Annotated in this window: 28 protein-coding genes and 2 tRNA genes; 14 read left to right on the forward strand and 16 right to left on the reverse strand. The window is 59.7% G+C overall.

The window, feature by feature from the left end; translation table 11 throughout:
* Positions 1-98: 98 nt before the first annotated feature.
* The 3 genes from LCM4573_RS12350 to LCM4573_RS12360 all read right to left on the reverse strand — a co-directional run bounded on the left by LCM4573_RS12350 (position 99) and on the right by LCM4573_RS12360 (position 6,268).
* Positions 99-3,176 (reverse strand): SPOR domain-containing protein, encoded by a 3,078-nt coding sequence (locus LCM4573_RS12350; protein ID WP_071006570.1) that lies wholly within the window; start codon positions 3,174-3,176, stop codon positions 99-101.
* Positions 3,177-3,240: 64 nt separating this feature from the next.
* Positions 3,241-4,998, reverse strand: a complete 1,758-nt coding sequence (gene argS, locus LCM4573_RS12355) for an arginine--tRNA ligase (RefSeq protein ID WP_071006615.1) — start codon at positions 4,996-4,998, stop codon at positions 3,241-3,243.
* Positions 4,999-5,050: 52 nt separating this feature from the next.
* Positions 5,051-6,268, reverse strand: coding sequence for a deoxyguanosinetriphosphate triphosphohydrolase (locus tag LCM4573_RS12360; protein ID WP_071006571.1), 1,218 nt, complete (start codon positions 6,266-6,268; stop codon positions 5,051-5,053).
* Positions 6,269-6,396: 128 nt separating this feature from the next.
* On the opposite strand from LCM4573_RS12360, the gene erpA reads away from it, so the two are divergent.
* Positions 6,397-6,726, forward strand: coding sequence for an iron-sulfur cluster insertion protein ErpA (gene erpA, locus LCM4573_RS12365; protein ID WP_046797217.1), 330 nt, complete (start codon positions 6,397-6,399; stop codon positions 6,724-6,726).
* Positions 6,727-6,797: 71 nt separating this feature from the next.
* Positions 6,798-7,604 carry an exodeoxyribonuclease III gene (gene xth, locus LCM4573_RS12370; protein WP_071006572.1) on the forward strand — a complete coding sequence of 269 codons (807 nt, stop codon included), beginning with the start codon at positions 6,798-6,800 and terminating at the stop codon, positions 7,602-7,604.
* Between the two features lie 58 nt (positions 7,605-7,662).
* Here xth and exoR read toward each other — a convergent pair whose 3' ends face one another.
* The 7 genes from exoR to LCM4573_RS12405 form a co-directional block, all read right to left on the reverse strand.
* Entirely contained in the window at positions 7,663-8,457 is a 795-nt protein-coding gene (gene exoR / locus LCM4573_RS12375) for an exopolysaccharide production regulator ExoR (protein ID WP_071006573.1), read from the reverse strand.
* A 491-nt stretch (positions 8,458-8,948) separates the two neighbouring features.
* Positions 8,949-10,181 (reverse strand): OmpP1/FadL family transporter, encoded by a 1,233-nt coding sequence (locus LCM4573_RS12380; protein WP_071006574.1) that lies wholly within the window; start codon positions 10,179-10,181, stop codon positions 8,949-8,951.
* A 436-nt stretch (positions 10,182-10,617) separates the two neighbouring features.
* On the reverse strand, positions 10,618-13,449 hold the full coding sequence (locus LCM4573_RS12385) for a valine--tRNA ligase (protein WP_071006575.1): 2,832 nt from the start codon (positions 13,447-13,449) through the stop codon (positions 10,618-10,620).
* A 118-nt stretch (positions 13,450-13,567) separates the two neighbouring features.
* The gene (locus LCM4573_RS12390) at positions 13,568-14,401 is read right to left on the reverse strand and encodes a PopZ family protein (RefSeq protein ID WP_071006576.1); all 834 of its coding nucleotides are present in this window, start codon (positions 14,399-14,401) and stop codon (positions 13,568-13,570) included.
* Between the two features lie 225 nt (positions 14,402-14,626).
* Positions 14,627-15,280: a protein-L-isoaspartate O-methyltransferase gene (locus LCM4573_RS12395; RefSeq protein ID WP_071006577.1), complete on the reverse strand. Its 654-nt coding sequence runs from the start codon at positions 15,278-15,280 to the stop codon at positions 14,627-14,629.
* Positions 15,281-15,730: 450 nt separating this feature from the next.
* A tRNA-Cys gene (locus LCM4573_RS12400) sits at positions 15,731-15,804 on the reverse strand.
* 107 nt (positions 15,805-15,911) lie between these two features.
* Positions 15,912-16,493 carry a hypothetical protein gene (locus LCM4573_RS12405; RefSeq protein WP_071006578.1) on the reverse strand — a complete coding sequence of 194 codons (582 nt, stop codon included), beginning with the start codon at positions 16,491-16,493 and terminating at the stop codon, positions 15,912-15,914.
* 184 nt (positions 16,494-16,677) lie between these two features.
* On the opposite strand from LCM4573_RS12405, the gene LCM4573_RS12410 reads away from it, so the two are divergent.
* Complete coding sequence (locus LCM4573_RS12410) at positions 16,678-16,935, forward strand: DUF982 domain-containing protein (protein WP_071006616.1); 258 nt, start codon at positions 16,678-16,680, stop codon at positions 16,933-16,935.
* Between the two features lie 58 nt (positions 16,936-16,993).
* Here the strand turns inward: LCM4573_RS12410 and LCM4573_RS12415 are convergent, their stop codons facing one another.
* On the reverse strand, positions 16,994-17,275 hold the full coding sequence (locus LCM4573_RS12415; protein ID WP_071006579.1) for a hypothetical protein: 282 nt from the start codon (positions 17,273-17,275) through the stop codon (positions 16,994-16,996).
* 488 nt (positions 17,276-17,763) lie between these two features.
* Here LCM4573_RS12415 and LCM4573_RS12420 point away from each other — a divergent pair, with 488 nt between their 5' ends.
* Positions 17,764-18,405 (forward strand): exopolysaccharide biosynthesis protein, encoded by a 642-nt coding sequence (locus LCM4573_RS12420; protein ID WP_071006617.1) that lies wholly within the window; start codon positions 17,764-17,766, stop codon positions 18,403-18,405.
* A gap of 28 nt (positions 18,406-18,433) precedes the next feature.
* Here LCM4573_RS12420 and LCM4573_RS12425 read toward each other — a convergent pair whose 3' ends face one another.
* The gene (locus tag LCM4573_RS12425; RefSeq protein ID WP_071006580.1) at positions 18,434-18,715 is read right to left on the reverse strand and encodes a hypothetical protein; all 282 of its coding nucleotides are present in this window, start codon (positions 18,713-18,715) and stop codon (positions 18,434-18,436) included.
* Between the two features lie 157 nt (positions 18,716-18,872).
* On the opposite strand from LCM4573_RS12425, the gene LCM4573_RS12430 reads away from it, so the two are divergent.
* Positions 18,873-18,947 (forward strand) — tRNA-Asn (locus LCM4573_RS12430).
* A 926-nt stretch (positions 18,948-19,873) separates the two neighbouring features.
* Entirely contained in the window at positions 19,874-20,317 is a 444-nt protein-coding gene (locus LCM4573_RS12435; protein ID WP_071006581.1) for a PPC domain-containing DNA-binding protein, read from the forward strand.
* A gap of 449 nt (positions 20,318-20,766) precedes the next feature.
* Here LCM4573_RS12435 and LCM4573_RS12440 read toward each other — a convergent pair whose 3' ends face one another.
* Positions 20,767-21,024, reverse strand: coding sequence for a hypothetical protein (locus LCM4573_RS12440; RefSeq protein WP_071006582.1), 258 nt, complete (start codon positions 21,022-21,024; stop codon positions 20,767-20,769).
* Between the two features lie 28 nt (positions 21,025-21,052).
* Complete coding sequence (locus LCM4573_RS12445) at positions 21,053-21,349, reverse strand: HNH endonuclease (protein ID WP_071006583.1); 297 nt, start codon at positions 21,347-21,349, stop codon at positions 21,053-21,055.
* Positions 21,350-21,773: 424 nt separating this feature from the next.
* Between LCM4573_RS12445 and LCM4573_RS12450 the strand changes: the two genes are divergently transcribed.
* From LCM4573_RS12450 to LCM4573_RS12485, 8 genes are all read left to right on the forward strand, one after another.
* The gene (locus LCM4573_RS12450; protein ID WP_071006584.1) at positions 21,774-22,007 is read left to right on the forward strand and encodes a helix-turn-helix domain-containing protein; all 234 of its coding nucleotides are present in this window, start codon (positions 21,774-21,776) and stop codon (positions 22,005-22,007) included.
* Positions 22,007-22,267 (forward strand): hypothetical protein, encoded by a 261-nt coding sequence (locus LCM4573_RS12455; RefSeq protein ID WP_071006585.1) that lies wholly within the window; start codon positions 22,007-22,009, stop codon positions 22,265-22,267. The genes LCM4573_RS12450 and LCM4573_RS12455 overlap by 1 nt, the downstream gene beginning before the upstream one ends.
* Positions 22,268-22,437: 170 nt before the next feature.
* Complete coding sequence (locus LCM4573_RS12460; RefSeq protein WP_244505301.1) at positions 22,438-22,953, forward strand: AlpA family transcriptional regulator; 516 nt, start codon at positions 22,438-22,440, stop codon at positions 22,951-22,953.
* Positions 22,950-23,420 carry a helix-turn-helix domain-containing protein gene (locus LCM4573_RS12465; RefSeq protein WP_071006586.1) on the forward strand — a complete coding sequence of 157 codons (471 nt, stop codon included), beginning with the start codon at positions 22,950-22,952 and terminating at the stop codon, positions 23,418-23,420. Before LCM4573_RS12460 ends, LCM4573_RS12465 begins: the two co-directional genes overlap by 4 nt.
* Complete coding sequence (locus tag LCM4573_RS28535; protein WP_131818961.1) at positions 23,402-23,956, forward strand: hypothetical protein; 555 nt, start codon at positions 23,402-23,404, stop codon at positions 23,954-23,956. The genes LCM4573_RS12465 and LCM4573_RS28535 overlap by 19 nt, the downstream gene beginning before the upstream one ends.
* A complete protein-coding gene (locus LCM4573_RS12475) occupies positions 23,953-24,255 on the forward strand; it encodes a hypothetical protein (RefSeq protein WP_071006619.1) in 303 nt (100 codons plus the stop codon). The genes LCM4573_RS28535 and LCM4573_RS12475 overlap by 4 nt, the downstream gene beginning before the upstream one ends.
* Positions 24,256-24,331: 76 nt before the next feature.
* Positions 24,332-24,538, forward strand: a complete 207-nt coding sequence (locus LCM4573_RS12480; protein WP_083347416.1) for a hypothetical protein — start codon at positions 24,332-24,334, stop codon at positions 24,536-24,538.
* Positions 24,539-24,600: 62 nt separating this feature from the next.
* On the forward strand, positions 24,601-25,053 hold the full coding sequence (locus tag LCM4573_RS12485) for a hypothetical protein (protein ID WP_071006588.1): 453 nt from the start codon (positions 24,601-24,603) through the stop codon (positions 25,051-25,053).
* Here the strand turns inward: LCM4573_RS12485 and LCM4573_RS12490 are convergent.
* Positions 25,050-25,250, reverse strand: coding sequence for a hypothetical protein (locus tag LCM4573_RS12490; protein ID WP_071006589.1), 201 nt, complete (start codon positions 25,248-25,250; stop codon positions 25,050-25,052). The genes LCM4573_RS12485 and LCM4573_RS12490 overlap by 4 nt on opposite strands.
* A 7-nt stretch (positions 25,251-25,257) precedes the next feature.
* Positions 25,258-25,718: flagellar hook-basal body complex protein (locus LCM4573_RS12495; protein WP_116285459.1), on the reverse strand; the 461-nt coding region annotated here is incomplete at its 5' end.

Consider the following 25,718-nt stretch of genomic DNA (forward strand, 5'->3'; position numbering starts at 1 on the left):
ATCATACGCATTTCAGCGGGGAAACACGAACAGGCACGCTATTACCCAATGAAAAACGGGGCGGAAACCGCCCCGTCGATCAAGAAAGCTTGACGTCCTTACTGCGCGACGAGGCAGCTTCCGCCGGCCCCGCGATAGCGCTCGCAGAGAGACACCGCATCGGCCTTGCTGCCGGCCGGGATACGGACGCGGTAGAAAGTGCCCTTGCCGGGGATCGTCGCCGCCTTGATATCCACGCCGCGGCCGCCGATGACGTTGGAAAAGCGTGAAGACAGGCTCTGATAGGAGCGCTGGGCTTCGGCTTCGGAGGGCAGCGATGCGATCTGGATCACGTAGCCACCCGGAATTGCCGCGGTCTGCTGCTGGGCGGGAGCCGCGGCGGGCTGCGCCGCAGTCTGCCCGCGAACATTGCCGCGGTCGGAAACCGCCGCCACGACATTGACGGGCTGCTCGGCAGGCCGCGCGGTCGGAATGGGCGCGGCAATCGCAGGCGCCTGGGCGGCAGGTGCAGCTTCCGCCGGAGCGACGCCGATGACGGCTTCGGCAGACGGCGGTCCCGCAAGGGCCGGATCGGGAAGCGCCGAGGTGGAAACCGGCGCGGCGCTGGCAACCTCGGTCGTGTTGACCGGAGCGGCCGGCACGCCGCCCACATCCGTCGCCTCCGCGAGTGCGGGCGCCGCGGCCTGCGCTGCAGGAGCCGGCTGGGTGACCTCCTGCTCGACCAGAGTGCCATCGGGCCGTACGACCATGGTCTTGACCCTGCGCGGCATCACCGCGATCGGCTGCTGGTCGGCGGAAGTGCTGGCGGTCGTCTGCTGTCCTTCCTGCGGCAGAAGACGCGGGTCTTCCGTTTCCCCGACCGGCGTGGATGCGAGTTCCCCGTCATTCTCGCCTTCGAGCGGAAGCGTTTCCGGCAGCAAGGTCTTCTGAACGACGTCGACCGGCTCCTCGTTCGAGGAAATCAGGGCCTCCTGCTTCGGGTCATCCTGTCCCGCACCGGCAACGCGGTCGTAAACCGCCTTGTCCTGGTTCGGAACGGTCTTGCCGCCCGGATTTTCCGGAAGCACCTTGATGGGATCGCTATCGGCGGCGATCACCACCGGCTCCCCGGAACCGAGACCCGCGGAGCCGCTGCCCATCCAGGCATAGATCGCGCCGCCACCGATCACCAGCACGCCCAGGAAGGCGAGCGGCACGGCGACCATTCTGGGAGAGAAGCGGCTGGAAATCACTTCCGCACCCGGAATGACGGCTTCACGCTCCACGTCCCGTCCGGCCGGCAAGGGCGTTGCGAGGCTGCGRCGGAAATCCTCCTCAAGTGCACGCTCGAATTCGTCGAGATCATTCTGCGCCGCGGGCTTTGCCGCCCGCGCAGGCTCGCCGAAATCGACGACTTCCGGTTCCGCTTCCTTCGGGGCAGGAGCAGCCTTTGCGGGCGCCGGCTCCCGTAGCAGCGATGCCAGTTCCGCATCGAGATCGAGATCGTAATCAGGACGGTAGACCGGTGCCTGTTCCGGCTCCTGGATCGGCAGCGCCGGCACGTCGAAATCGGCGATGGCCTCGGGGTGCTCGTCGGCATCCGCGATCAGCGCGGGATCGAAGGCCGACGGAGAATCCGCTGACATCGTTTCTCTTGCGGCAACTGGCTCAGGCACGGCAACAGGTGCTGGCTGGGGCCGGACCACGGACGTAACGGATGCCGCAGCGGGGGCCGCAATGGGTGCCGAAGAAATCAGCGGCGGAGAGAAGGAGGCCTGTGCAGTTGCCGGCGCGGGGGAAACGCGCGAGTGGACGACAGGCTCGAAGCGCGCCGCCGGCGAAGCCACCTCCATTTTGAGCGGCGCTGCCGGCTTTTCCGGCTGCGACGGAACGACGGACGGCTTCACCGAGCGCTTGTCTTCCTCATCGAGGCTGATTTCACTGAGATCCAGATCGAGATCCAGTTCATCAAGCGCCAGCTCGAAATCATCATCCCCGAAGAGATCATCATCCATAGTCGCGACGGGCGGCGTTACCGCTGCAGGAGCCTTTGCGGCTGCAGGGACCACTGGCGTCACCGCCGGAACCGGAGTGGGCGAAGAGGCTGCTTGTGCCGGCGCGGCAGCATCGGACTGCGCGTAGCGCTCCACGTCCGAAATCAGTGCGTCGAGAGCGGAGAAGTCATCCTCCGACGGAACCGAGGCGGGAGAGGCGGACCCGAAAGTGGCCGTGGATGCGGCAACCGACACGGGCTGAACGGAAGCCGCCGTGACCTTCGCTTCGACCTTGGGCACTTCGTGCGCGACAGGCGCTGCGGCAGCCGGCGCTTCCGGATGAACTGCCGACGGCTCGGAAGGTGCAGCGGCACGCGCCAAGGCGGCACCCGGCATTACCGACGCCGCCGGACCGGACGAACGAACGGCGCTGAAATTGGCAAGCGGCATGCGGAAGCCGGGTTCATAAGCCGGCTTGCGGACCGGCTCCGGCGCGCGCTCTGCGACGGGCGCGCTCTGGACCGTCGGAGCAACCCCGATGGAGGTTTCCAGTTCGGAGGCTAGATCGAACGCATCCGCCTGCGGAACCTGTTCACTTCGAGAAGGAGCAAAGGACGGCTCATCGAAGGCGGGGACACGCGATGTTTCGGCAGCTGCTTCGAACTGCTCCGGATTGGAGAAATCGGAAACCGGCTTGGCATCCGCCTCGACCGCATCAAACATGACCGGTTCGCCGTCATAGCCGCCATGCCCGGCAGCATCGACATGAGCCTGCGCTTCAAACGCTTCGGCTTTCGGCTCTTCGTAATGAGAGACCTCCAGCTCGGACGTAGAAAACGTGGGCTCGGACGGACCTGTCTCGCTATCGGGAGAAGTCATCTCGCGGACTTCGGGCTCGAATTGCGCGTCGAAGGAATCGAGCGAAGGCGCTACTTCCGCCTCGACAGGGAAACCTGGCGCATCATCAAGCGCGATGTCGTGAGCCGGATCGAGGCGCGGCGTATCGTATCGCTCGAATTCTCGCAAAAGCTCGTCTTCGAGATTAAAGGTCGGCTCCTGCCGTGGAGCATCAGCCGGAGGCGCATTCCGCGCTACCGGGCGATCCTCATAGCCTACGATGCGCGCGAGTTCCGCCAGCGGATCGTCATCGGCAAGAAAATCCGGAACGTCATTCCGGTTACGTGCAAGATTGTTGTCTGCCATTGTCCCGTCCACTCACCTACACCAACAAGCTTTGCCAGTGCAATGTGGGGAAACGGTGACAATACTATCGCATCTCTTCCGGTGCAGCAGTGCCCGTTATGGCAAGCCCGGACTTCAAAACAGAAGCGACAGCACGCACCAGCCCAAGTCTGGCAATACTCAATTCTCGGTTTTTATCGTTAACAAACCGTAATTCAGGCTGGTCCTTGCCTTTATTCCAGTGAGCGTGGAAGAAACTTGCCAGATCATAGAGGTAAAATGCAAGCCTGTGCGGCTCCTGGGACAGTGCTGCCGCCTCTATTAGCCGTGGATACTCGGCAAGCTTGGCGATGAGCTGCAACTCGTTCTCGTCGGTAATATCCTTCGCGGCAGCCGCGAGGTCGAGCGAATCGGTATCAAGGCCCGGAAAAGCCTCCCTCGCCTGCCGGAAAACCGACATGCAGCGTGCATGGGCATACTGCACGTAAAAGACCGGATTGTCCTTCGACTGCTCCGTAACCTTTGCGAAGTCGAAGTCCAGCGGCTCCGAATTCTTGCGGTAGAGCATCATGAAGCGGACCGGATCGCGGCCGACCTCGTCCACCACGTCGCGCAGCGTGACGAAATCGCCGGAACGTTTCGACATCTTCACCGGTTCRCCGTTGCGGTAGAGCTTCACGAGCTGGCAAAGCAGCACGGTGAGCTTCGCCTTGCCGTCCGAAACCGCCCGAGCCAAAGCCTCGAGCCGCTTCACATAGCCGCCGTGATCGGCACCGAGAATGTAGATCATCTCGTCGTAGCCGCGATCGTACTTGTCCTTGAAGTATGCGACGTCGGCCGCGAAGTAGGTATAGCTTCCGTCCGACTTGATGAGCGGCCGGTCGATGTCGTCGCCGACTTCCGTGGAGCGGAAGAGCGTCTGTTCGCGGTCTTCCCAATCCTCCGGTAGCTGACCCTTCGGCGGCGGCAGCGTGCCCCGATAGACATGGCCCTTGAAGGTCAGGTCGTTGATCGCCGTACGGATACGCTGGGCTCCGTCGGCATGCAGCGTCCGTTCGGAGAAGAAGATATCATGATGCACGTTGAGGGCATCCAGATCCTCGCGGATCATCTTCATCATCGCGTCGATCGCCCGGTCCTTGACGAGCGGCATCCACTCCTCTTCCGGCATATTGTGAAGCCGCGGACCGAACTCGTCCGCCAGCGCCTGGCCGACCGGAACCAGATAATCACCCGGATAGAAACCGGATGGGATTTCCCCGATATTCTCGCCGAGCGCCTCGCGATAGCGCAGGAAGACGGAACGCGCGAGCACGTCGATCTGGCTGCCCGCGTCGTTGATGTAATATTCCTTGTCGACATCGTAGCCGGCGAAAGCCATGAGGTTTGCCAGCGCATCGCCCACCACCGCACCACGGCAATGTCCCACATGCATGGGGCCGGTCGGATTGGCGGACACATACTCGACATTCGCCTTCTTGCCGGCGCCGACCTTCGAGCGGCCGTAATCAGTGCCCGCCTCGATCATCGACGCGAGCAGCCGTTGCCAATAGCCTGTCGCCAGCCGGATATTGATGAAGCCGGGGCCGGCAACCGAAACCTCGCGGACATCCGCGTCGTCCTTCAGCCGCTCGGCGATGAGATCGGCCAGCGCCCGGGGATTGGTGCCCAGCGGTTTTGCCAACACCATGGCGGCATTGGTCGCCACGTCGCCGTGGCTTTGGTCGCGAGGCGGCTCGACGGCAACTCGGCCGAAATCGACGTCGCTTCGCTTTTCCTTGATGATATCAAGGGTTTCCAGCGCGTTTTTAATTCTGATTTCGAAATCGGCAAAAAGGTTCATCTCATCCATCCAGCCTCAGATTGCAGCGAGGCACCCGTATCGGTCGCGGTGCCTATCGCAAATCGGGTGTATGGTCAAACAACTCGCCATGCGCCTTGATTGCATAGGTGTCCGTCATGCCAGCCAGATAATCCCCCACATGACGCGCCCTGGCGGCCTCACCGAGCCCGGCGATGTGGTTCACCCAATAATGGCTTCGCATCAGGGTCGGGTCAGCCATGTAGGCGTTGAAGAGGTCGGAGAGGATTTGCGCAGCACCAGCGCGGATGCGCATGATCTCCGGATGCCGATAGATGCGCGAGAAGAGCAGTTTCTTGATCTGCCGGTCGGTCTCCGCCATCGCCCCGGAGAAGGTGGCGGTAACCCGGTCAGCGTCACGGATATCCTGTGCACTCTGCGGCTTGAGTTCCTTCAGCCGATCCTGCGCCACGCCGATTACATCCTCGACCATGCGGGTGATCTGCCGGCGCATCATCTCGTGCGTGAAGCGGCTGGCTTCGAGATGCGGATAGCGGCTGCGCACTTCCGCCATCAATTCCGACAGGAACGGAACCTCCTCCAGCATCTCGAAGGTGAGCAGGCCTGCACGCAATCCGTCATCGATGTCATGGGTGTTGTAAGCGATATCGTCGGCGATCGCAGCCACCTGCGCTTCCAAGCTCGCGAAGCTTGCAAGCTCCAGATCGTGAAGCTCGCAGTAATCGCGGATCGGCTGCGGCACGGGGCCGCGCGTGCCCTCGCCCGCTTTCGTCAGGAGCGGCCCGTTGTGCTTCACCAGCCCCTCCAGGCTCTCCCAGGTCAGGTTGAGCCCATCGAAATCCGCATAGCGCCGCTCCAGCTTGGTGACGATGCGAAGCGACTGGGCATTATGATCGAAACCGCCATAGGGTTTCAGCAGTTCATCAAGTGCATCCTCGCCCGTATGGCCGAAGGGCGTGTGGCCGAAATCGTGTACCAAGGCCACCCCCTCGGCGAGATCCTCGTCGAGCTTCAGCGCGCGGGCCAGCGCTCGGGCGATCTGCGCTACCTCGACGGTATGGGTGAGCCGGGTACGGTAATGATCGCCATCGGGGCTGATGAAGACCTGGGTCTTGTGCTTCAGGCGGCGAAAAGCGGTGGTGTGGACGATGCGATCGCGATCCCGCTGAAACTCGGACCGGGTCAGGCTGCCTGTTTCGGGAAAGAGTCGGCCGCGCGAAGACCAGGGATCGGCCGCATAGACCGCTCTCTCGCCGCTTCCGAAGCCAAGTGCTCTGGTATCGATCGTCATGCTGCCTTCCTGGTTCTGCCTGCATGCCCATTGACGTGCCGTTCACGCCTTCATACCTATAGAGCAAACTTGCGCAAAGCAGTTGACATCAAATCTCTCCGGGCCTTGACCCCGGCAGGAGGCGGAAAATGGAAGCGAATGTAACCCTCTCGGATGCCGCCGCAAAGCGGATTGCCGAGATCGTCGGCAACGAAGCCGGCAAGCAGGCCCTGCGTGTTTCGGTGGAAGGCGGCGGCTGTTCCGGCTTTTCCTACAAATTCGACCTCGCAGAATCGCCTCAGGACGATGACGTGGTGATCGCGAACGGCGACGCCAAGGTACTGATCGACAGCCTGTCCCTCGTCTATATGGAAGGTTCCGAAATCGATTTCGTCGACAACCTGCTCGGCCAGTCCTTCCAGATCAAGAACCCCAACGCGGTTGCAAGCTGCGGCTGCGGAACCAGCTTTTCCATCTGATATTGATCTTCGCACCTTCCCAAGGCCTCCTCTTTCGTTAAAAAGGAGGCCGACGAAGGAGAGCGGGTTTCATGAAGATCGCCACCTGGAACATCAATGGCGTAAAGGCCAGGATCGATAACCTGCGCCAGTGGCTGACGAATTCGGCGCCGGATATCGTCTGCCTGCAGGAAATCAAATCGGTGGACGAGAGCTTTCCGCGCCTGGAGATCGAAGCGCTCGGCTACCACGTCGAGACCCATGGCCAGAAGGGCTTCAACGGCGTGGCGCTGCTTTCCAAGATCAAGCCGGATGAAGTGAGGCGCGGGCTTCCCGGCGGCAATGGCCCGGATGGGCAAGTGGACGAGCAGTCCCGCTATATCGAAGCCGTCTTCTCTATTCCCGGCCGCGCATTGCGCGTCGCCTCGATCTATCTGCCGAACGGCAATCCTGCCGACGATCCGGTCAAATATCCCTACAAGCTTTCCTGGATGGAGCGGCTGCGCGCCCATGCCGCGAACCTGCTCCTGCTCGAAGAGCCGCTGATTCTGGCGGGAGACTACAACGTCATTCCCGAGCCGCATGACTGTTTCGATCCCGCCGCATGGGCAAGCGACGCTCTCTTCCTGCCGGAAACCCGAGCAGCATTCCGGCGGCTCGAAAATCTCGGCCTGGTGGACGCCGTCCGCGCCACCACGGACGCCACGAAACTCTATTCGTTCTGGGATTACCAGGCGGGTGCCTGGCAGAAGAACAACGGCATCCGCATCGATCACCTGCTTCTTTCGGCGGAAGCGGCCGACCGGCTGAAATCGACCGTCATCGAAAAGCATGTGCGTGCGTGGGAGAAGCCCTCCGACCACGTACCGGTGGTCGGGCACTTCGATTTCCCAGCCTGAATCAGTCATGTAAGAAGAGATTGGCGCATCTCGCCGATCTCGTTTGAGCGACTATTGCCTAGTCGGCGCCCTTGGCGAACTCCTGCGCCAGAACGACTGCTACGCGCCGGTCCTCTTCGGATGCCAACGAGAAGGCCTGCTCCTGCATCTGCTGCATCCAGGGACAATCATTCTTCTTGCAGTGATCGAGAGCTGCCGTGAGGAAGGCAAGGCCGCGCACGGACTGCCCTTCCTGGAAAAGCACGTTTCCAAATACGGCCATGGCGCCCGCGTGGCCGTTCTTGCGCGCCTGGTTCAGCCATTTCTTGGCCTGCTGGATGTTGGCGGCGCCGCCCTCCCCGGCAAGGATCATCTTGGCGAGCTGGAACTGCGCTTCAGCCACTCCGAAAGTCGAGGCTGCCTGGAAATAGAGCTGGCGGGCCTGGGCCAGATCGGACCTGACCGGGCTGCCGGGAATGCCGCGGCGATAATAATTGGCAAGCGACAGAAGCGCGTTGATGAAGAAACCGGTATCTTCCGAACCCGGCTCGACGCCCTGCGCCGCGATCTCGTTGTAGATCTTGAAGGCCTCGAAATCGTCCTTTGCGACGCCATCGCCATAGGCATACATGTTGGCAAGCGCCCAGCGCGAGCCGGTATGCCCCTTCTCCGCGGCGTAGCGATAGGCTTCGACGGCATCTTCCTTCTGGCCGTTCTTGTAGGCTTTGAAACCGAACTTGAAGAGGTCGAAGGGACCCGATTCCTTCGAAACCCCCGCATTGATATCGAAGGCCGCAGCCGAACTCGCCAGCACCGAGGCCAGCGACATGCCCAGAAGCAATACTTTCATGGATCCGACGTTAGATTTCGGCATGATACAGTTTCTTCCACTCTACTCGAGACCCAAGCGGAATTGGACCAGCTGTCCAGTCTCGGTTTCTCCCAGCAGCTTGGCCGTCCGAAAAGACTCGGCAGCCGTCGTCACCGACAGATGAAGGAAACTGTAGCTGCCGTTTTCGGCAAGACTACGACCCGCAGCCGCAACTCTCGGAGATCTGAAAGACGATCGCCTTCCAATCTCTCGAACACTCGGCTTTTTCTCAAGAAACCCGCCCATGATACTCCAAATACCGCGGTCGCCCCCCGCGATCCGCGACTTTTTCCGGCCTATCGCTGCTCCCCGTTTGTGGCGGGAAATGGACAGATCGACGCGACACACACTATGGACAAATTGTCATAAAAAACTGTTGCCAAATCGACACAAATCCAGCGCCCCACAGGCACCCTTGGCGCACGACCGGCGCTCACTAAAAAAGGCCCGGACGAACCGGGCCTTTTCGTCATTCGAGAGATTCCATCACGGGATCAGAACTTGACCTTCAGCGAGGTGGAAAGTGCAGCCACCAGATCGCTGTCGTATTCGTAGGTCGCTTCGCGGCCCACCGGAACGCCATCGATGACCGTCGGACGGGACTCGCCGCCGGTGAGGATGCCGAGAACGCCGGCAAGCCGGATCTCGACATTCTGGTTCGGCGAATAGGCAACGCCCGCGGTGAACAGCCAGGTATCGCTCAGCGTACCGAACTCCTGGGACGTACCGCGATCCCAGGTGACACTGACGGCGCCGCTCCACTGATCGTTGAACTTGTGGCCAATACCGCCGGTGATCGTCCAGCCATCACGATAGCCGAGATCAAGCGAGGTGATTTCGGTGCCGCCCCTGTAGAACACCACGCGCTGCAACTGGCTCCAGTCGGTCCACTTCACCGAACCGAAGGCAAGCCAATCCGGGGCAATGCCCGACTGCACCTTCAACTCGAGCGCATCAGGCATCGCAGCCGAACCCTCGACCGGGATGATCCGACCACCAAGCGGATGCACCGCCGAGGGCACCTGCGTGAGATCCACCGTGCCGGTGATATTATCGAGCTTCACCTGGCTGTAATACATCAGGCTCGCGCGCATCGCGTATTCGGGGATTTCGTAAGCCACGCCTGCGCGCCAGCCCCAGCCATCACCTTCAAGATCCAGCCGGCCGATGCCCGTCCGGGCAAAACCGATGGCTTCCGGCGGCAGCAGAAGACGCTCCTTGAACCCATCCATTTCGAGGTAGTTGACGCCGCCGATCACGCGGAATTTGCCAGGGCCCATATCGAACTTATAGGAGCAGGTGACCGCGTAGTTGTCGCTGTTCACCTTGGTTTCGACGTTGTCGCTCGCACCCGCCCAACGGGCACCGGGATTCGTGTGAGCCCCATAGGGCTGCGAATAGTCGAACATGCAGTCTGCCGCATCGCCAATGGACGCTTTCGCACCGATGCGCGGCGACCAATAGTTTTCCGCATCGTCCGCCTCGGTGGAATAACCCGGTATCGCGTTGAGATTGCCGTTTGCAGGATTGATGTCGCGGACGTTCTTCACTTTCCGCTGCGGCATCACGAACGTGGCCGTGGATTCCACGGCGAAACGGGACGGATCGAAAAGAAGATCGACATTGTAGCCCCCGCCGCGCTCAAGACCTCCCGCCAAGGCCGTCGATTGAACGGCGCAACCTGCGGCAACCACCAGCAGGCCCCTCGATATTTTTTTGCTTACCATAATTGCTCCCACTCCCTGGTAAGTGATGAGAATCACTCTAAATGTTTAGCTCTAAATGACAACTTTACGTGACCGGAGACCACCGCCCGCCGAGCGTTTCCAAACTTACGTAAGAAAATGAAACAGGGGCAGAAACCCGCCCTCATCCGCATAAAATTACCTAGTTTATCGCCAGCATCAGGCAAGCTATAGAATTTTGTACTTCATCAGGCGCGGATTGTTGCCGTTGGGCAACATTTTTTGCTTTCTGCTCCTTAGCAGATGCACAATTGCCGGCAGATGAATGGAATCACCCTCAGGAAGCAGACGAACGTTTCCGGGCAATAGTGATTCCCTGAAAACACTTCGGGCGAGCTTGCGATGACCTCCCACCACAAGCCCGCCCGAGCTCTTCATCCGATTGATGGCCACCAGGCGCCGGTGGCCTCAGGTGGGTTCAACCTGCTTCGCTCACCCTTGCGAGTGCGGTCCTCAGGCTGGTGAGCTGCACTTCCAGCTCCGTGAAGCGCTCCCGCTCGGCCGCGACGACTTCCGGATCGGCATTCGCAACGAACTTCTCGTTCGCCAGCTTTTTCGCCACCCGCTCCATCTCGCCTTCCGCCTTGCCGATGGCCTTTTCGATACGGGTCTTTTCCGCCGCGAGATCGATCAGGTTACCGAGCGGCAGGCACGCGGTCGCCTCGCCGACGATGATCTGCGCCGCCCCCTTGGGAGCGATCTTGGCGAGTTCGACATTCTCGACACGCGCAAGCCGGCGGATTGCCGCCTCATGCCGGACGAGGCGGCTCTCGGTCAGCTCGTTTGCTCCCACGACGACAAGCGGCGCGACAGCCGAAGGCGGCACGTTCATTTCCGCCCGCGCGGAGCGAATGCCCGACACGAGTTCGATCAGCCAGTTGACCTCCTCGGCGGAGGCCGCATCCTCGAACTCCGGCTCGGGCCAATCCGCATGGCAAAGCAGCGTCGCGCGGGATGCCGTGTGCTCCCAGAGCTCTTCCGTCATGAAGGGCATGAAGGGATGGAGGAGTTTATAGGCCTCTTCCAGCACATACGCCGTGCAGGCCTGCACCTCCGCCTTCGCCTTTTCGTCTCCGCCCGAGAAGATCGGCTTCAGGAGCTCCAGATACCAGTCGCAGACCTGGTTCCACACGAAGCGATAGAGCGAGCCTGCAGCGTCGTTGAAGCGCTGGGTCTCGATCGCGGTGGTCACCTCGCGAATGGTTTTCGAAAGCTCCGTCAATATCCAGCGGTTGACGGTGAGCGTCGCCGTCTCCGGAATGAACTTCGGATCGCGCTTGACGCCGTTCATCTCCGCGAAACGCGTTGCATTCCAGAGCTTGGTTCCGAAATTGCGGTAGCCGGCGATGCGGGCGGGATCGAGCTTCACGTCCCTGCCCTGCGCCGCCATGATGGCAAGCGTGAAGCGAAGGGCGTCGGCGCCGTATTCGTCGATCAGTTCGAGCGGGTCGATGACATTGCCCTTCGACTTCGACATCTTCTGGCCGTTCTTGTCGCGAACCAGCGCATGGATGTACACCGTGTGGAAAGGCTCTACGGGGTTGCCCTCCTCATCCTTCATGAAATGCAGACCCATCTGCATCATGCGGACCACCCAGAACGGAATGATGTCGAAGCCGGTCACGAGAATGCTGGTCGGATAGTAACGGGCAAGTTCCGGCGTTTGGTCCGGCCAGCCCATTGTCGAGAACGGCCAGAGCGCGGAAGAGAACCAGGTATCGAGGACGTCCTCGTCGCGGGTGAGGATCTCGCCCGGCTTGAAGTTCTCGATCTTCTCCTGAACCCAGACCTTCCACGGTCCCTCATGCGCGAGATAGTGCTGGATGGCGGCCTCGAGCGCCTCTTCCTCGCTCTTCTCCACGAAGACCTGACCATCCGGGCCATACCAGGCCGGAATCTGGTGTCCCCACCAGAGCTGGCGGGAAATGCACCACGGCTGAATGTTCTCCATCCACTGGAAGTAGGTATTCTCCCAATTCTTCGGCACGAACTTGGTGCGGCCTTCCCGAACCGATGCGATCGCAGGCTTGGCGAGCGTCTTGTTGTCGACCCACCACTGCTCGGTCAAGCGCGGCTCGATCGGCACGCCGCCGCGGTCACCATGCGGGACCGCATGCGTATGCGGCTCGATCTTGTCGAGCAGACCCGCTTCCTCGAAGATTTCGACGATGATCTTGCGCGCCGTGAACCGGTCCTGACCTTCCAGCCGATCCCAGGCGCCGTGCAGCGCGGCGGGATGATCGAGGCCTTCAAGGAAATCCTCGTTCTCCTTGATGGTGATCGTGCCGTCGATATTCATGATGTTGATCGCACGGAGACCTGTCCGCTTGCCGACATCGAAATCGTTGAAATCATGGGCGGGCGTGATCTTCACCGCGCCGGTGCCCGCCGTCGGGTCCGCGTAAGCGTCGGCGACGATCGGAATCTTGCGGCCGACGATCGGCAGGATGACGTGCTTGCCGATGATGCCCTTGTAGCGCTCGTCATCCGGGTTTACCGCCACGCCCGTATCCCCGAGCATGGTTTCCGGGCGCGTGGTCGCGACGACCAGATAGTCGCGCGTCTCCCACTCCGTCGGCTTGCCCTCTTCGTCGAAGGCGATCGGATGCTGATAGGTGACGCCCTTTTCCAGCGGATAGCGCAGGTGCCAGAGATTGCCCTTGACCTCGATCTGCTCGACCTCCATGTCGGAAATCGCGGTGAGCAGCTTCGGGTCCCAGTTGACGAGGCGCTTGTCCTTGTAGATCAGGCCTTCCTTGTAGAGGCTGACGAAGACTTCCAGAACGGCTTCCGACAGGCCCTCGTCCATGGTGAAGCGTTCGCGCGACCAATCGCAGGAAGCGCCGAGGCGCTTCAACTGGTTGAAGATGAGGCCGCCGGATTCCGCCTTCCATTCCCAGACCTTCTCGATGAAGGCCTCGCGGCCCATCGCGCGGCGGCCGGGAAGCTGGCGCTCCATCAACTGCCGCTCGACCACCATCTGCGTGGCGATGCCGGCATGATCCATGCCCGGCTGCCACAGAACGTCCTTGCCGCGCATGCGCTCGAAACGGACCAGGATGTCCTGGAGCGTATTGTTGAGCGCGTGGCCCATGTGCAGAGAGCCGGTCACGTTCGGCGGCGGGATCACGATCGAGAAGCTTTCCGCACCCGGCTTGGCATTGGCACCGGCGCGGAAGGCCTCGGCCTCGTCCCAGGCGGCGGCGATTTTCGGTTCTACGGTTGCGGAATCATAGGTCTTTTCGAGCATTTCCTGCCCCGGTTCTGTTCTTTGAGAGGTATCGCGGTGTAAATAGGATGGGTTGTTCCAAGTCAATAAAAAAGCCGCCGGGAGCATCCAGGCGGCTTTTGACTTCGATACGGGGAAATCAGCGGCGGGAGCCGCGCGCCACGCGCTCGATTTCCTCACGCACCAGACGCTCGACCAGCGTCGGCAGATTGTCGTCCAGCCACTCCTGCAGCATCGGACGCAGCATTTCGCTTGCCATTTCCTCAATCGAGCGCCGCTCGATGCCGTCGAACACCGCTGCCAGTTCGCTGAACGAACGGGCGACCTGCGCGCCGGCCTCCGCGGAAATCAGGCCGGCGGCACTCTCGATCCTAGCGGGCAGGCTTTTCTGTTCCGGTACAGTGGCAAAACCCGGCTCCGGCTGCCGCTGCCGCACCTCCGGCTGGAACTCCGTCCTTGCCTGAGCCGCGGGCGAAACCTGAAACGAAGGCTCGGCGATTGACGCCCTTGCCGGCTGCACGGCGGGAGCAGGCTGCGATGCGGCCGCTTCACGCAGCTCCGGCAGGCGGGTGACGACCGAGGGCGCCGGTCGCTCGGCAGCAGGAGGCGGCGCAAGGGGAGCAGACGCGGATGCGGGGACGGAACGGGCAGCGGCGATTTCCTGCTGGCGCACCGAAGCCGCACGAACGCGGGCGGCGACATCGGCAAGCGACATGGATTTTTCCGCGGAGGCCGCCGGCTCATCTGCCCCCATGATCGGCCGGTGGCGCGGCTCGCCGGGATCGTTCGCCGGCATTTCGGGCGCGAAATTGCCGCCCTCCTCGGCATCCTCGATTTCCTCTTCGGCATAGACTGGAGGAAGCGGCCCGGAAAGAGCACCCTCGCCCGCCGGCTCGTTGCTCTCGATGATCCTGCGGATGGACGCCAGGATCTCCTCCATGGAGGGTTCACGCACTACATTTGGCTGGGCCATATCAATCCCCTGTTGCCGAATCGGGTCCGAAGTCCGCCGAAACTCGAATCATCATAAGTTTACGGCAGCGGCGCAGAGACACAATTGCAGCCGGGTCAATGACTTGTGCGATACACAGATTTGTTTCGGCAGCGAGTCCCGAAGGTCACACCGCCAAAAGAAAGAGCCGGACAAAAGCCCGGCCCGCATCACATTTCTCCAGCTGCCCAGGGGCAGGAAAATAGCTTAAAAGACGAATTCCTTCGCCTTCCGGAAGCCCGGAAGCGGCTTGACCGATGCATTGAAATGCACGCCTTCCGAGACGACGCCCTGCTCGCGCACGAAGAGCTTCGCCCGAGCCGCATTGCCGTAACCCACCACGGCGACCAGTCGGCCGCCATCCCGAAGCTGATCCATGAGGGAAGCCGGGATTTCCTCGACAGCGCCATTGATGAAAATCAGGTCGTAGGGAGCTTCCGCCGCATAGCCCTTTTCGAGGTCGCTCGTCACCACGGCGACATTGTCATACCCGAGACGGGCCAGCGTTTCGGTGGCCTGGGAAGCCAGACCTTCGTCCTTTTCCAGCGACACGACCGAGCCGGCAATCAGCGACAGGACCGCCGCCGCATATCCGGTACCGGCGCCGATCTCAAGCACCACATCGTCCTTGCCGATCGCACCGAGCTGCAGGAGCTTGGCGAGCGGCGACGCTTCCATCAGGTATCGGCCGGGAGCGATTTCGATATCGGTATCGATATAGGCGAGCGGTTTTGCCGCGGCGGGCACGAATTCCTCGCGCGGCACCGTATAGAAAGCCCGCAGCAGCGAATGCGACGTGACATCCGTCGTGCGGATCTGATTGTCGACCATCTTCGTTCGTGCTGCTTCGAAATCCATCATGTCCGTCGTCCCAAACCACCGGCGCTCTTCGCCGAATTCATGCGCCCTCGTCTTACTGGCGAGGCGCAACGCTTTCAATGCAAAAAACGCGAAGAACGGCTCGGGAGAGGTGATAATCCGCTATCAAAGCGGCCCGAGGGGAGCCGACTAGTCCCTTCCGTTTAGCCCGTAGGGACAAATTGCTTCTCTGCCCGCACAGGATCATCATGATCCTTGGGACCGGGTGGGTCTCAAATGGGGGTGTGAGCGGCTGGGAGATCGAATAGGCCAGCCGCTCACGGTTTTTAGGGGGCCCCGCACGTTTTCCGCACCTTCCGAATCCTGCCCGAGCATGAATTCCAACATCGCCGGTCAATGTCATCGCAGCCCCTGCGCCGCGCGGAATTCCGGCCGCGCTTGAGATCGCTTGATCTCGCCCTTCACCGGTAAAACAATGGAAAATAAGGAAAATGGAGGCCTCGGCCGGAATCGAACCGGCGTGCAAGGATTTGCAGTCCTCTGCGTCACCACTCCGCCACGAGGCCATCCGATGCTTTAAAAAGCGAGTGGTGGCCGGGCATTAGAACGAATCTACAATGGGCGCAATACCCTTCGTCCGGAACCCGATCTTTTTTGTAAACGGCCGCTCGAATTATGGAAGCTTGAAAGGCGGAAACGGAATGGGAAAATCCCTGCCGTAGTCGAATTCCTCAATAAGGTCCTGGATACCCCATGGACCAGGGGTACTCGCATCAAATCGGCGAAGCGTTCTGGTAAAGCGGCCGTCTTCCTTGCCTATCCATATCTCCGTATATGCCGATTTTTTGCCGCGCCTCCAATGTCCTCGGAAATGCTTCGATGGGACGCGATAGACGACCTCGTCTTCCAACTGTCGGCAATCCCAAATGACGGGGCCGGCAGCGGTCATGGTCGTAAGGAAAGGGCGCGGTGCCTCCCTCCACGGCTTATCAAAGAAGCGAGAATAGATGCGTTCGTCCGCGAATTTTTCCAAGCCGATATATGTTTCCACGCCGTTAGATCTCAGCCCGTAGAACCTTCTTATGTACCTTCCGGAATTGACCGTTCGCATGTAAGCGCGGTTGACCTCTTCGCAGGATGGATTTTCACCCACTTGACGGGAATCGGCGCCATGGGTGCGCGGATCATCGAAGCTCGCAAAGACATGAACCGGCTGCAGAAGAGCAAGAACAAGCGGAAAAATCAGCTTTCTCATATGGCTTCCGGGAATCAGACGGGATCACAACCTATCCGATAGCATATGCATAGCCACGCGCCAGTCCCCTTTCGCGCGGCCCCGGAATATTTCCCGTTGAGATGCCGCGCGCCCCGGAAAATATCCCCGCGCCATGGGAACCAAACGCTCGGCTGAATGTTCTCGACGCGGACAGGGTATCGATATGAACATCATCCAAGACAATCATGAAATCCGCTGGAGCCGTCCGGTTCGCGTGCAGGTCGGCTATGGCTTTCCGGAAAAAGTGCATGGGCCGAAGGAAGCGCTCGACTACCTGACCCATCGCTGGCCGGTGCGGGAAGGCACCTATTATCTCAAGGCGCTGAAGGAATGCGCCGCCTCGCTGCAGACGCGGATGCCCCTGGAACGGGTGCGGCGGACCTTCGTCATGGCGAGCATAGAAGCCAGGATGCTGGGCTAAGAAAGCAGCGCCCTTCGTGCACCGCCACTCGCGGCGAGGCCGCGTGTGTGCAAGCGGCTCAGGCGGGCCAATAGATGTCGGACCGGAAATCGGCGGGGATGCGCGACAGCCGGGAAATCGCCTCGGCAACATAGTGGATCTGCATGACGACATATTGCACGTCACGCGGCACCGGCAGGCCCGTCACGACCTCGCGATTGCGCCATTTCTCGTATCCGGTCGCGCCTATCCGGCGCTCGGCTTCCTTCAGCACGTCCTGCGGCCCTGGCAGGAAGCCGCTCTCTCTTTCGACGGGCGCCATATCCTCGGCCAACCCACCTTGAATCACTGTGAACTTCATATCCGCGCTCGTTACCGGAGAAATGTAGTGATTCTCGGTTCGCGCTGCCAGCGCCACGCGCGCCGGAAGATCCGGCCATTTTGAAATTGTGGCGGAACTGTGTTATCGTTGTTGCGTTATAGGCGAGAGGAGTCGCCACTCAACGTTTCATGAGGTCAAGAGGAGACCGTCATGCAGCACTACGTAGATTTTCTGACCGCGCTCAATCCGTTCGTACTCGCCATATTGCTGGTGGTGCTGGCTTGTGGCGTCTATGACCATTGGATGCAGCCCAAGTAACCGATAGGCCGAACAGCACCGATCAGGTACGTCGCCCACCTCCCGGTGGGGCCATTTTCCTTTGCTCATCCGCTGAATGCTGTTAAGCATCCCTTCCGCGCCGCACCTTGCGAGGCAAGAAGAGCGGCCGGTCTCGAATCAGCATGCGGGCATGGAACCCATAGAGAGGTTCACCAGCCCCGCGACGGCAAATGATGCGGAGCGAGCCTTTGAATAATGCCTTTCATTTCCAGGACACCTCTTCTTCGCTGAGCGGCACGCTTCGGCGGCTGATCGACGGCATCAGGGGACAATCGGTTACCTTAAGAGATTTGATGGAGGCGGTCGGCGAACAGGGATTGCTGCTGGTCTGCGCCATCGCCTCCCTGCCCTTTCTCATTCCGGTTTCGATCCCCGGCGTCAGCACGGTCTTCGGCGCCGCCATCATCCTGATCAGCCTGGCGATCACCCTCAACCGCCTGCCTTGGCTTCCGACACGAATTCTCGACCGGAAGCTCGACACGAACAAGCTCGTGCCGGCTCTGGAAAAAGGCCTCGGCATCGTTTCGCGCCTCGACCGCTTTCTGAAACCGCGCCTTTCGGCATTGACGTCCGGCGGCGTCACGAACCGCATCAACGGACTGGCGATCGCCGCGGCAGGCGTGCTCCTGATGTTTCCGCTCGGACTGGTGCCTTTTTCCAATACCCTTCCGGGGATAGCCATCCTGCTTCTGTCGACCGGCATGATCCAGCGCGACGGACTGATCGTGCTGGGCGGCTATGTCTTCATCGCCATCACGGTGGTCTATTTCGCGGTGCTCGGCTATATGGCCTACAGCGCCGGCCAGGGGCTGATGGGGCTCATGGGCTGAGCGCAGCCATCCTCCCACTTATGCGCCGTCAGTTCTTTCTCTGACGGCGCCTTGCCCACCAGAGCGCAACGCGGCGGCGCATCCGGCGAACCATGGGCAGATCATGCGAGAGTATGATGAAGCCGAGCGGCAGCATCCAAAATCCCAGCACCGGCAGAAATCCCAGAACCCCTCCGAAAATCAGCAGGAGACCGGTACCGATCCGGCCTGCGCGCGAACGGGGAAGTGGAATCCGCCAGGTTCCGAAAGCCAGTTCGCGCGTTTTGGGATCCACGCCGAATCTGCGGGCATTCTGGTCATTTGCCGCCAACCGTTATCCTTTCGGGCGTCTGGTCACCATATCTGCCGTGGAGATGGGGCTCAAAAGTGGATAAAACAAGCGACGGCATTTTTTTTGCAAAAACCGCTTGGCAAAACCCAAAAGCATAAGTATTACCCCCCGCACACGCCGCGGCAGACGCGGATGGTCCCTGGTAGCTCAGCGGTAGAGCACTCGACTGTTAATCGATAGGTCGTCGGTTCGAATCCGACCCGGGGAGCCAGTTTTCTTAATAAGCACTTGTTTTCGTTGAATATTCCGAAACCAAAAACCTCCTTCCCTAGTTTCCCTCCCCGCTTTTGAAGCACTTGTTCAGGCGTTGGCTCCTGTGGAGGACGCTGCGCGATTGCGATGAAAAATCGGGCCGCCAGGGCGCCGACGATTCCCCATCTCAGACGGCAAGGCTTCTTTACCTACCCCCTATGATCGATCGCAGGTATCTAAATGCCAACTTGCCACGCCGACGAATTGAGCGCCTGCTGACGTCATTTACGTGTGGGGGGGTGCAATGCGCAAAGTGGTTTACATGCTTGCTGCTGGAAGCGGCTTCCTATTTGGAATTCCGGGATCGTTTGCCGCGGATATGATCGACCGTATTCATCCAGCATGTACCGAGACATCAAGAGTTAAGCATTTTCCGTCACGCGACCATAATGTGCTTCGTGGCGATGGAATACTCGGCTCAAAACTCATGCGTATCACTTTATCCCTCATTGAGAGTCGATACTCGGACTGCAGAATTACAACCTCCTACGCCTTAGACTTCAACGTATACAACTATTGGCAAAGCGGGAACCGCCCTGGTGCTCGAGCAACTGCCTACATAAGCTTTTACTCCGGTGGGCGGGAGATCGCGACGCATGCTATCTCGTTTGGTGTGCCACTCGGCTTTTGCGGGCCATATGGTCAACCGGAAGGACGCCACTTCCGCCGAGAGAATGGGCTTTCACGGAATTATATCGATATAGTTGATGAGATAAGGGTTACGTCGACACCGATATCCGGCCGACTGGGTCGATGCTAGGCCCCTCAGGGTGAACTCGATAAGGTACAAACTCGAAGAGCCGCACAAAATGCCCCGGCAGGCAACGGAACCGAATCCTGCGTGTCGCTGTTCCCCTGCTTCCAACTTAGGGATAGCGAGGTCACATGCAGCAAAAACTACTATCCGCTGATAGCGGCGAGAGAACCTTTATTGTGGTCATGGACGAAGGCGACGAGGCGTTTTCCCAGCTTGCCTCATTCGCGAAGGAAAACTCCGTAACAGCCGCTTCGGTATCAGCCATTGGAGCGTTCAAGACAGCGACGATCGCCTTCTTTGACTACGCTACGAAGAGTTATCAGAACATACCCGTTCAACAACAGAGTGAGGTGCTGAGCCTGATCGGCGACATCGCCCAGGACGATGAGGGTAATGCTAGCCTGCACATGCATGCGGTCCTAGGGTTCTCTGATGGGTCTACGAAGGGCGGGCACTTCGTGGAAGGAACTGTTCGCCCAACACTGGAGATCGTTGTCCGTGAGACGCCGGCGAATCTTAAGCGCCGGAAACGGCAGGATCTTGGGCTCGCGCTGATCGATCTCGGGACCTAGTGATTGCTGGTGGGAGGCAGTGCCTAGCACCGCCTCTCGATCGGAAGATCAAACCACCAGGAGGCCCTCCCAGCCATCCGCCTAAAACATTAAAGCGGATGCTAATATTCGCAAACTCGATCGCGCAACTCGGTTAATAGTCAACTCGAAAAGGCTTATAAGGCGGTGTCCGAGAAGCGCCATCGCATGAAGAAGCCGCCCAACCTTGTGAGTCGAGCGGCTTGCCGCGGCGATCTTCCAGTGGTTTTCGCATGGCGATTGGCCGCGACATTCGTATGATAGCGAAAGATGAAAGAGACGGCCAGCGCGCGTCATGTGACGGTGGTGCTCGCGCTGGCCGAAGCCGCTCGGCCAAAGCGCCGGTGGTGCAGCGGCGTGAATAAAAGGGTCAGCTCGACGCCTAAGCGGGGCCGACCAAAGTGCCCGATGGGGCGAATGGTTTTGCTGCTTTAGGACAGTTCGAATTTTGCCTTTAAGCGCTCGTACTGCCTACGCTCCAAAGCCTCCTCACGCTGCGGATTCGGACTCGAGTTTGCGACGTGCGAAACAGGCTGAACCCATGACCAAACCTCCTGCTCGCCTTCCCTCGCCAGTTTGGACGCGTATTTGTTGGCATCTTCCACCTTGGTGAAGAATGCGACGGCCTCGGCTTTGGCCAGACTGCCTACAGCGCGGTACACTAGATAGTTCGCGTTCACTGTCTTCATCGTCCTATCCACCTCAATGTTGGTTAGATCACGCTTTTCGGGCTGCCTGAAACTCCAGAAACTCGCCGCGTCGAAAAGTCTTATACGTTAGCCAATCGGCGCCGCCGCGCTCGTCGTTGCAGCGCTTGCAGGCCATGGCGATGTTGTCTGGGTTGTCCCTGCCGCCATCTGCCTTGCGCTGCAGGTGCTCGATTGTGGCGGCGTCTGGACGTTTCTGAAGATTGAAATCCCATGTGAGGGAAACGAACCGGTCACAGTAACAGCACCTCCCGTGGTGGCTCTTGAACAGCACCAGGAGCAATCGATGTTTTTCGGCTGTTTTCACGGCTAACCTGCTCTGCCATGGGATTTTGGGAAGTCGATTTTGACAAGGCTATGCCCAACACTGTGCGGTGGCGCCTCCCACCGTGGTTCGGCCCAAGAATCATGATGTCGTAAAGCTGGCGCCCCATTGCTGTGATGCTTCGATCTATGACGACTGCGGGCTGGTCGGCGAACTCGACCATCGCGCCTAATTCAAACTTCCAGCGGATGCGGTGTCTTCTCACCGGTCCTCTTGCGATCAGGCCGCGAGGCAACAAGGTTCTGTCAGCGGCCTGTATGGAAGCGTGCATATTCATGTGTGCTCCTCGTGTATGTTGCGGTTACAAAAGAACCCATAGCGGACATCAAAATAACCGTCAAGTACAAAAATAACCGCTAGGGGTATTTTTGTTGCTGTAGAGGATGGCATCTGATACTTAGGAGACATGATCACGCCCTTACAAATTAAGGCCGCAAGGGCCATGCTCGAATGGAAGCAGACCGACCTCGCAACGGCGGCCGGCATATCCGAAATGAGCGTGAAGAACGTTGAGAAGGGGAGTACCGACTCGCGCGTGAGCACCCTGCAGGCCATCCGCGCCGCCCTGGAAAACGCCGGCATTGAGTTCATCAACAATGACCGATGCGAGGGTGTCGTTAAACTGCGAGGGCAATCCTGATGGCCAAAAACCCAAAGCTCGAGCATTCGGAGTTCTCGGGCGAATTTGAAGACGATGGTATCACCGTCCTCGTCGATATATTCAGGCCCGCCGGCACTCAGAATGACTGGAAAATGGAAGTCATCTCGCAAGACGAAGATGTCACCACCTGGGATGAGCCCTTCGCCACGGACCAAGACGCCTGGGAAGAGTTCCTCGCGACCGTCGAACGCGACGGAATCCACACCTTCCTTGGAGCCGACGAACCATCGGTGCACTGATCGCCTCGAACCGAAGCGCCACTTGTGCGTTTGCCTCTCGGAGCGTCGCGTCAACATCTGAAATGCGATGTGACTTGCACCGCCGCGCGTTCCTCCCTCCCCTTGACCGCTCTGGTTGGCATTATTAGCTTCGATCTGCGGCTACCACCCGCGACCACCACAGAGGAGACATGGAAACTGCAATCGGCGTTCGCGCCGGTGGCGATGGTTGTCAACTGTTTGGTGGTAGTACAATGGATCAATCTCGACAGCAGAAAGCCGCTCAAATCTACGCCAAGTCTGCGCTGCCGCTAGACCCAGAGAAGGGCTGGCAACGTGAAGATGTCCAGGTCGCCTTCATGGCCGGCATGGAAGACCACGGTATCGCACGACTCCTCTCCCTGCCTGAGGTCGCGGAGATTCTGGCGGTATCCGCCTCGGTCATTCGCGATCTGGTGAAGTATGGCGAGCTCGCCTACGTTCACGCAGGACGCGGCACTGAACGGAAGCATCTGACCTTCAGTGTCGCCGAGATAGAAGGCTTCATCAAGCGGCACAGCGAGCGGGTGTATTATAATCCCGGCCCCAAAACTGTCAGATACGGAACGCGCAAGAGAGCGCACGAACTTGCAGTGGAGCGGGCTACCACAGGCAGCAATGATTGGTTCGAAAGGACTCTAGCCGAATTGAAGGCAAAGAAGAAATGACCGCGGCCCTCGACAAGATCTACACCGCCGATGAGGCCGCTGAGCGTCTTCGGCTTACGAACCGCGCTGTTATCAAGATCGCTCGCAAATACGGCCTGTGCTCGAGGCAAGGCCGGAACTACCTCTTTTCCGAGGCTGATCTGTTGGAACTTTGGGAGGTTATGCGCGAGCCGGCAAAAGAGCCAAAGCCGCTACCACCGAAGCCTTATATTTCTGATCATCGACTGTATGAGGAACTGCAGAAGCTTTCTTCAAAGAAGAAGGGACCAGGTCGACAACGTTGGGAGGTTACAAACGCAAAAAACAAGGAGCTCCGCGAAGCCACCAAGGCGGAGATCGAAAAGTGGAGGGGCGAGCCTCCGCTGGATCATACGAACCGCGACCCTGACTATTGGACACCGGAGCGCAAGGAGCGCCGGCGGTTGGAGAGCCTCGCGAAGAAGAAAGGGTGGATGGCACGAACATGAGCGAACCTACTCGCCTCATTGGCCGCAAGGAGGCGGCGGCCTATCTCGGTATCGCCGAATCTACGTTTTCCCTCTGGGTATCCACCCACAAGATGCCGCCGCCGATCTTCGGCACCAGGAAATGGGACAAACGGGCCATTGACGCCAAGCTCGACGACATCAGCGGGCTCGCGACTGATCGCAAAGAAGATCGGTACGAAAAATGGATGAGGGAGCAAGGGGCCACGGAGGCAGGTAATGGAGGTGACAGCCTCCGAGTGTGGCGCGACAAGAAGGCAAAGCGGCAGGCAAAGCACAAACCACAGATGGCGCTGGACGCGAAGCTCGAGCGGATCGTTCTTTTCATGGCAGAGCATCCGGAGTGCGATACCGTGGCGTCCATTCCTGGCGCCGGTCCACATTTCATGGATAAGCTCATTGATTCCGGTGCGGTGAGGTTGATTGGCACCGAGCGCTCCACGTTCCGCTACGCGCTTACGGAGGACGGTGAGGAAGAGGTGAAGCGGATTAGGAAATGGCGGTCGTTGGCGCCATGAACGACGCACTCTCTGCGCTCCCCCTCTTCGCAACCGACCAAGAGCTCGCGGTCGCCATCGTCGGTAGGGCTCGTTCAGAAATGTGGATAAAGGCCGTAATCCCGCAATTAGAGCGGAAGGGCTTCCCTCGCATTGATCCGCTCCATGATGGCAGACCGGTGGCGCTGGTTCGTCGGTTCTATGAAGGATATTTCGGCATCGCGTCCGGTTTCAACGTTGCTACGCCTGATGGCGAGGAGCGACTGGGGGAGTGGAAGAACAGGCGGAAACGGCCGAAATCACAGTGGGGCGATCCATAACGCCAATTACCTTGGCAGGAACCCGCTCCGCCCTATCCTTTTCGGGATGAGCGACATCCCTTCACCAACACTCCCCATGGGAGACGAGAACCGGCATCTGTTTTGCCAGATGGCGGTCGAGATACCGCTGCAGGAACTCATCGAGGATGCGGTGAAGGCTGGATGGGAGGAGACGGAAGTTCTAACGGCCATCATGGAGGTCGCGGATAACCTCATGCTCGCCGCCGGCTCGAACGCAGAGCTGGAGGCGCTGCTGCATGCGCTAAAGCGGAGGCTGGATTAGGCGTTACAAGGAACGAAGCTGTCGCTCTTGCGTTCGAGGCGAAACAACGCGCGAGGGTGAAGATGTCGAACGCAACTCAAAATGATGACCGCAACGAGAAAAACACCGGCGTTAGTCCGACCACGTTCGGAAGATCCCTTGAGAGCAAAGCTCAGATCGAAGATGCTGCAAAAATCGCATCGGCAACGGAAGACGGCGAAACCCTCAACGTGTATCGCCTGGTACCAGTAGCGCCTCCGTATGACGCCAGGTGGCAGCAAGCACCAAGCATTGGTGAGGTTGTCGTTGCGGCTAGGACGGCGGGTGATGCTCGAATTGTTGCCGCAGGGCGCGAGCTCGACTTCCTGGAGGTCGATGCCCTACCTGGCGAAGATGTCACGACCCGTCACGCGAGTGCTTTCCGCGACGAGAAGGCATATACCGTGATTGAAATCGAACATGGACGGCGAGATCTCAAGCGTGGCGTGATCAATGGATATGTCCCTGTGGACACGATCGCGTCAACGCAGGTTTAGCTCTCCGGCAGCCGATAGACATCTCCCGCATCCGCCTCATCCCGCAGTCCCTTGAACGACGGATGCCTCAGCTTCCCGTCATGGGTCCAGCCGCGATATTCGATCTCGGCAATCAGTGCCGGAGCGGTAAGCGCCAGGTTCTTGCCGCGGATCATCACTGGCGGCAGTCTCGTCTTGAGCTTGTCGCGCCCCGCCAAGAATCGTTTACCTCTTGAGATTGACCAGGACTTCCATGAGTTCGGAGCCGGTCTGGAATACCTTCGAGTTCGCCGTATAGTTACGCTGGGACTCGATCATGCTGGTGAGCTCCTCRGCGATATCGACGTTGGAATCTTCCAATGCGCCGGAGAGGACCTTGCCGTAGCTGCCATTGCCGGGATAACCCATGACGATRACGCCGGAATCGTTGCTCTGGCTGTAGACGTTGCCAGCCAGCGGCTTCAGCATGTCCGGGCTCTGAACATTGGCCATGGCGATGCGGTATTTGGGCACRAGATCGCCGTTCRCATATTTGAGGARRACGACGCCGTCCTCGCTGATCTGATAGTCGACGACGCCGCTTGCAGCTTTACCGTCGACATTGCCCTCGGCGCTGAAATCACCGTTGAGCTGGGTGGTGCCGGTGATGTCGATCGTAAGCGCGTTGAGGGTGGCACCGCCGATCG

Origin of the sequence: Rhizobium sp. LCM 4573 (genome assembly GCF_001854865.1) — a bacterium.
Classification (GTDB): domain Bacteria; phylum Pseudomonadota; class Alphaproteobacteria; order Rhizobiales; family Rhizobiaceae; genus Neorhizobium.